This is a genomic window from Microbacterium sp. ZKA21, from assembly GCF_050434165.1.
GTDB lineage: Bacteria > Actinomycetota > Actinomycetes > Actinomycetales > Microbacteriaceae > Microbacterium.
In genome coordinates this window covers 246,151-252,910 of sequence record NZ_JBNPVV010000007.1, presented here as the reverse complement: position 1 = coordinate 252,910, position 6,760 = coordinate 246,151, and the positions used below count along the sequence as shown (strand labels likewise).

Below are 6,760 nucleotides of genomic sequence, written 5' to 3'. Positions count from 1 at the left end.
GCGACGTCGATGTCGGCGGTGAGGTGGAACCGTCCGTCGCGTTCGTGCATGAGCAGCTGGTTCTGCGCCCGTGCTGCTTCCTCCCGGGGCAGGACTCCGTCGGGGTTCAGGTGCGCTTCGGTGTGGGTGAGGAGTTTACGGACCTCGTCCAACGACAACCCGGCCGCTTTGTCTGCGAGCAGCGCCTCTGCCTCGGCAAGCCGATCCATGTCGATCTTGAATCGGACCCGGTCGAGCAGGGCGATGATGAGCCCGGCCGCCGGGGCACCGATCCGCCCGGAACCGAGGGCGGCTTGCACGGCCGGGTACTTCGCCGGCAGCCGCGCACCGAGCAGGTCGGTGCGGGGTGCGGTCGCTTCCCCGACCTTCACCAACCGCGATGCCTCCCCGGAAGACCGTCCGGTGACCGTCGCGACGAACTGTCCCGCGTTGCGGAACCCCTGCTCTTTCGCGAGCGACTCCGCGCCGAGCTCGGGACGGGACTCGTGCGCGATCCGCGCCGCGACCTCCGCCTCCAACCCGTCCACCAGCCGGTGCAGCACCCCGAGTGCCGCGTTCGCGGCCACGAGTCCCGCCCGGTCCAGACCCGCCGCATCCGAAGCATCCGACCACACCGCGTCGAGGCGGCTAACCGCCTCGTGCAGAGGATCCAGATGCGTCGTCGACATGCCTCCAGACTACCCAACCAATACGAAGAATGGAAGAGATGTTCGAAAGAAATATTCGAATGTCTAGTGAGTGCGCAGGCGCTCGGTCAGGGTGAGGAGTGTGCGCAGTTCGTCGTCATCCAGGCTCGACATGCGCTCGGCGATCGAGCGCCCGTGGATCGTGGCGATGCGCCGGAAGGCGCGCGCCCCGGCCTCTGTCGCGCGGATGAGCGCGCCGCGACCGTCCTCCGGGTCGGGGTGCTTGGTGACCAGGTTTCGGGCCACCATGCGGTCGATCAGGCGCGAGACGCTGGGCTGGCTGATCAGCATGTTCTGAGTGACGTCGCGCAGGCGTGCGGTCATGTCGGGAGCGCGTGTCACGGTGAGGAGCACGTCGTACTCGCCCTGGGCGAGATTGGTTCCGTCGAAGTCGGTGGCCATCTCGGAGAACAGCTCGTGCTGTGCGCGGAACAGGCTCTCCCAGGCGGCAATGGCGAGGTTCCGGTCGGTCACGATCTCAGCGTACCGGCAACGTGAAGGGCCGGTCGGAGAGGCTTCCGACCGGCCCTTGTCCCTTGCACCAAGAGTGTCCTGCAATCACATGCGGTGGATGCCACAGCAAACATTCACCGTGCGATAACTGTATAACGGGGCGGTAACGAATGCAACGGTTTGATCACGGAAATCTTCTACCGGAGCATCCGGGACCGGAGGACATCGAACTCGACCACCAGCTCCGGATCACGTCGCGGTCCACGTCGGTGCCGTATCCGACGAGCAGATCGTCCAGACGCTCCTCATGCCCGAGAGCCAGTACCGCGATGTCGAACAGGGCATCGCCGGGCGCGGCTTCCGGCCAGTCGCTCACGCCGGTGACCTCCCCTGTCGTAGCGGGAGGGGGGATTCGACGAGTCGGGCGACTCTCGGATGAAGGCGTCGGGCGGGCCGGAATCGACAGCCCGCCCTGCCCTCATCAGACCCGAGTAAACCGCACGGCCATCCACGCGGTGCCAGGCAGTGGGATCGACGGACGGCTCGGATCCTGCGCGCCGCCGGCGGCCTTCGCCAGGGAGAAGACGCCGATCGGACTGATCGTCATGTTCCAGGTGTCGATGATGTCCACGTTGTACGACGCGCCTGCGCCGCTCGGCAGCAGGGCGTTCCACTCAGTGGGCGCGTTCCCGCCGAAGTACTTGACGTAGTACTGGCTGTCGACGCCGCCGATGTCATAGCCCCAATCGGGCTGGAGTGCGTTGATCCCCGGCGCCGGACCGTCGTCCATGATCTGCTTGAGGAAGGCGAGGCGTGGAGCACTGGTGCCGTTCAGGGTGCCGCCCTGTCCCAGCCACGAGGTGCTCGGGCTCTGGGCCTCGTTGAGCGTCTCCCCGTGGCCGCAGTAGGTGCCGCCGACGAACGTGTTCCAGAATCGGCTCGTCATCTCCTCGCCGGACAGCTGCCCCCAGCGCGCATCGATGTTGCCCTCGTAGGCGACTTCGTCGAAGACGACCGGTTTGAGGGCGAACTGGCGGTGCAGATGCGCCCGGATGCCGTCCATCGCTGCGCCCGAGCTCTGAATGCTGGCATGCGTGACCCAGTCCTTGCGGGCGTCGTAGTAGATGTTCTTATTGTGAATCGAGCGCAGGCGACCGTGTGCATCGACGCTCTTGAGGAAGTCGCCGAGATGATTCCAATCGTCGAGGGTCTTGGTCTCGTTGTCGTCGTACTCGTTCGCCATCGACCACCAGACATTCCGGAAAGCGCCGAAACGCGCCGTGATGTAGCGGATGTACCGCTCATCGTCCGCTCGGGACATGTCGGAGAACCCGATGTCGGCCTTGTACGGCTGGAACAGCACGACGTCGGCCTGGATGCCGAGCTGCAGCAAGCTCGCGATCCGGCTCTCGTACATGCGGAAATAGGCGGGGTCGAAGCGCGTCGGATCCCAGTCCCTCGGGCCGGGGCCGGTGCGCACGAATGGATCGACCGATTCGGAAGGGACGTTGGGGAAGAACAGCATCCGGATCTTGTTGAACGGCGATGTGCTCAGCGTCGCCAGCGTCGTCTGGACCTTGTCCTCTGGCTGCTGCGCCCACGAGTACGATGTCGTGCCGATCTGCCGATAGGGCGATCCGTCCGCGTGGATGAAGTGGTAGCCGTCCTGCGACACCTGGACGGGCCCGTGGTTGCCCGGCGACGGCTCGACGACGTTCACCTTGCCCGACTTGCGCATCGAGCGGACGTTGCTGTCCACGCTCCACTTCCAGTCCCCGGACTCCGGCGGTGAGAACCGGATGCGGTACGTGCCGTCGCCGTCGTAGAACCCGGGAACGGTGATCGTCTGGTCCGCTCGACGGAACACGGCGGCCAGCGTGACGTCGACGAAAGGATTGCCCTTGTCCGGGCCGTTGAGCACGATTTCGTGCACGCCCCAGCGCTCGACCGCTTCGGGCTTCGCCGCCGGCTGCGCCTGCCCGGCAGGCGTCGTGGATGCCTGGGCGCGGGTCGGAATGCCGACCGCGGCGGCGGCGCTGAGCACAGCGGCTCCGGTGAGAACTGTTCGTCGTGTGATCTCCATCGATCATCCTCCAGATGATTCCTGTGTCGTGGACTTCTGTCCTCGGACACCCTATAAATCGCTGACTATTCTCGCTACCCCGAATGAATATGCGGTCGGCAGTCGTGTCGAGCGGAACTGTCGGCGCCCGGGAGCCGCGACTAGGCGCTCGGCGGCGTCAGGTCGACGCCCTTGGCGTCGGCGAGGGCCTGCAGCTTCTGCATGGAGTCGGTCTCGATGCAGACGCAAGCTCGCAGGCCGGCATCCTCATCCCGGAGCAGGTAGTAACTGTTGCTGTCGGTCAGCAACTCGCCGTCGCCGTCAAGGAAGAGCCAGCGCACGCGGATGAGGACGAGCGCATCGGAGAGCTGGTTCTCCTCGACGAGCTCGTAGTCGACCGAGCCGAGGCCGAGCTCCCGGTAGACCGGGTAGGCCTGCTTCAACCCGATCGCCATCTCCTCGCGCGAGTCCAGCGCTCCTGAGAACCGGTCGTCGACGATCATGCCCGGCGTCGACCACAACTCGGCGGAGGCTTCGGCATCGAACCGGGTCAGTGACGCGGCATAGCGGTTGAAGTAGTCCGCGATCCTCGTGGTCTCGATGCCCATGCAACGAGGGTAACGCGGTGATCACGCGTGTCACGGTCGTCACTGGATGCGTCCTTGCCCCCATAATTGTCCGAACAATAGAATGTCCATGCAAGTCAAAGGAGAACGGGTCCACACCCGAGGAAAGGTAGGACATGCAGCACTCGAAGACGAGGATCACCGTCCGTAGCCGTCCAGCCGCAGCGCTTGCTGTCGTACTCGCGGCATCCATCGCGCTGACCGGCTGTGCGCCATGGAACCAGCAGGTCGCGGGTGGGCGTCCGAACCCGGCGGCCTCTCCCGCCTCCGAGGCATTCGCACCCGAGCAGCTCGAGACGGTGTACGAATCGGATCGCACCGTCGACTACGTCCCGTTGCTCGCCGGGTTCGCGACTCTGGAGGCGAGCTACCCGGAGGTCCTCGAGGAGAACCTCGCGAAGACGCTCGACATCAATCAGAATGCCGGCGCGGAGGAGTCCGCAGCAGCGATCATCGACGAGTACGGAGACATGTCGTACACGATGGGCAATGCACTGGGAGAGAAGCTCGGTGCGATCTATCAGAGGGCCTGGGAGGAGGGGCGCCTGCCCAAGACCGTCGAGCTGATCCACAAGGACGGCGGCCGTGCGCAGAGCGAGTCGACGAACCCGTCGAAGGACTACTTCGACTACGACCGCCCCTACATCGTGGCGCCGGACGAGGTCGTCTATCGTGACAAGGACGGCGGTGACGCGTACAGCTCCACGAGCGGCTCCTACCCGAGCGGGCATACGAATCAGGCCTACTGGCAGGGGACGCTCCTCGCGACGCTGCTGCCCGAGCTGTCGGCTCAGATCCTCGCGCGGACATCCGAATCCGGCAACTATCGCGTCGTCATGGCGATGCACTACCCGCTCGACATCATCGGCGGTCGGATGATGGGCCAGGCGGCGATCGCCAAGCGTTGGGCCGACCCCGAGTTCCGCGAGCTGCTGGAGGCGGCCAGCGCCGAGCTTCACGCCGTCCTGGAGGCCGACTGCGGTGCCGCACTGAAGACGTGCATCGCCAGGGACACCCCCTACCTGAAGACGAAGGACGCGAATGAGCTCTACCGCGACCGTCTCACCTACGGGTTCGAGCAGATCGGACAGGGCGGTGTCGAGATGGATGCGCCCCGCGTCGCGGCTGCGCTTCTCATCTCCAGCCACCCCCGCCTCACCGAGGCGCAGCGCATCCAGGTACTCGAGGAGACGGCGATCGATTCGGGCTATCCGCTCGACCTCAGCGTCCACTCGACGTCATCGTGGCAGCGGATCGACCTCGCGGCGGCGATGACCGCCAAGGTCTCCGTCGACGGCAAGGGACGCGTGCACGTCAGCAGCGGCAAGGGCTGAGAGTGCACGACGAGGGGCCGCGGACGACGTCCGCGGCCCCTCGTCGTACCGGGTCACGCCAAGCGGATCGCGGTCCAGGACACGGCGGGCAGTCCGATCGTCAGGATGCCGTCGGCGACGGTCGCGTCCGCCTCGCCGACGCCCACGCGCTCGACGTCGCCCAGGACGTTGCGCGCGTACACGTCTTCCTCATGGAGCAGGTGGGACTCGATGATCGACACGTCCCTGCCCAGCTCTCGCGCGAGCGGTGCGAGATCCACGCGGAGAGCGGTCGGCGCCGTCAGTGAACGGTTCACGGCGAACAGCGAGACGCCCTCGTCGTCGATCGTGGCGACGGCGTTGACCGCAGGCACGTCGCCGAGCTTGTCCGATGCGACGGTGCTGCCGTTCACAGGCAGCTGCACAGCGCAGCCGCGCGCCAGGCGCGACGTGATCGAGAACGGGAAGAACGTGGTCTGCCGCCAGGCCGGCCCGCCCGGTTCCGTCATGATCGGAGCGATGACGTTCACGAGCTGCGCGAGGGATGCACTGCGCACGCGGTCGGCATGCTGGAGCAGTGTGATGAGCAGGTCGCCGAAGACCACGGCATCCAGAGCGCTGTACTGGTCTTCGAGCAGGCGAGGGGCCACCGGCCAGGCGCCGCCCTTGAATTCATGCCCGGACTCGGTGCCGTCCTCGTTGAAGAGGTACCAGACGTTCCACTCGTCGAACGAGATCATGATGCGCTTGTCGCTCTTCTTGGTCGCTGCGACGCTGTCCGCGATCGCCACGACCGATTCGATGAACCGTGCCATGTCCGCACCGGAGGTGAGGAACTCCTGCGCGTCGCCTCCGCGCTCCTGATAGTAGGAATGGCAGGAGATGAAGTCGACGTCGTCGAACGTGTGCTCCAGCACTTGGCGTTCCCACGATCCGAACGTCGGCATGTCGCGTCCGGAGGAGCCGCATGCGACCAACTCGATGCCGGGGTCGAGCATCCGCATAGCCTTCGCGGTGCGGGACGCGAGCTTTCCGTAGTCCTCCGCGTTGCGATGCCCGACCTGCCACGGGCCGTCCATCTCGTTGCCGAGGCACCACATCGTCACACCGAACGGCGTCGGGCGTCCGTTCTCGGCGCGCTGCTCGGTCCAGCGGGTCTGCGCATCCGCGTTCGCGTACTCGAGCAGGTCCAGTGCCTCCTCCGTGCCGCGGGTGCCGAGGTTGACGGCGAGCATCAGTTCGCTGCCGACGCGATCCAGCCACGCCTGGAACTCATGCAGCCCGACCTCGTTCGTCTCGGTCGAGTGCCACGCGAGGTCCAGGCGGCGGGGGCGTTGCTCCCTCGGGCCGATCCCGTCCTCCCAGCGATACGCGGAGACGAAGTTGCCTCCGGGGTAGCGGATGGTCGAGACGCCGAGCTCCTTGACGAGCTCGATGACATCCGTGCGGAAGCCCTCCTCATCGGCGCTGGCATGGCCCGGCTCGAAGATGCCGTCGTAGATGTGGCGACCGAGATGCTCGACGAAACCGCCGAAGAGTCGGCGATCGATGTCAGCGATCTCCAGACTCGGATCGAGTCGGGCGGTCGCGGTGTTCTCAGTGGTCATGGTGCGTCCTTCG

At 65.9% G+C, this 6,760-nt stretch carries 7 protein-coding genes; 1 reads left to right on the top strand and 6 read right to left on the bottom strand.

Translation table 11 applies throughout. The features are described from left to right. The 5 genes from M2317_RS15285 to M2317_RS15265 form a co-directional block, all read right to left on the bottom strand. The coding region (locus tag M2317_RS15285; protein WP_429461588.1) for a DUF222 domain-containing protein at positions 1 to 668 on the bottom strand (668 nt) is incomplete at its 3' end. Positions 669 to 731: 63 nt separating this feature from the next. Then, positions 732 to 1,160, bottom strand: coding sequence for a MarR family winged helix-turn-helix transcriptional regulator (locus M2317_RS15280; protein WP_429461586.1), 429 nt, complete (start codon positions 1,158 to 1,160; stop codon positions 732 to 734). Positions 1,161 to 1,323: 163 nt separating this feature from the next. Next, positions 1,324 to 1,515, bottom strand: coding sequence for a hypothetical protein (locus M2317_RS15275; protein ID WP_429461584.1), 192 nt, complete (start codon positions 1,513 to 1,515; stop codon positions 1,324 to 1,326). Positions 1,516 to 1,620: 105 nt separating this feature from the next. Continuing rightward, complete coding sequence (locus M2317_RS15270) at positions 1,621 to 3,222, bottom strand: DUF5060 domain-containing protein (RefSeq protein ID WP_429461583.1); 1,602 nt, start codon at positions 3,220 to 3,222, stop codon at positions 1,621 to 1,623. Positions 3,223 to 3,362: 140 nt separating this feature from the next. Further along, positions 3,363 to 3,809: a hypothetical protein gene (locus M2317_RS15265; RefSeq protein ID WP_429461582.1), complete on the bottom strand. Its 447-nt coding sequence runs from the start codon at positions 3,807 to 3,809 to the stop codon at positions 3,363 to 3,365. A gap of 134 nt (positions 3,810 to 3,943) precedes the next feature. Here M2317_RS15265 and M2317_RS15260 point away from each other — a divergent pair, with 134 nt between their 5' ends. Further along, complete coding sequence (locus M2317_RS15260) at positions 3,944 to 5,161, top strand: acid phosphatase (protein WP_429461580.1); 1,218 nt, start codon at positions 3,944 to 3,946, stop codon at positions 5,159 to 5,161. Between the two features lie 53 nt (positions 5,162 to 5,214). On the opposite strand, the gene M2317_RS15255 is transcribed toward M2317_RS15260, so the two are convergent. Next, positions 5,215 to 6,747, bottom strand: a complete 1,533-nt coding sequence (locus tag M2317_RS15255; RefSeq protein ID WP_429461578.1) for an alpha-N-arabinofuranosidase — start codon at positions 6,745 to 6,747, stop codon at positions 5,215 to 5,217. Between the last annotated feature and the right edge of the window lie 13 nt (positions 6,748 to 6,760).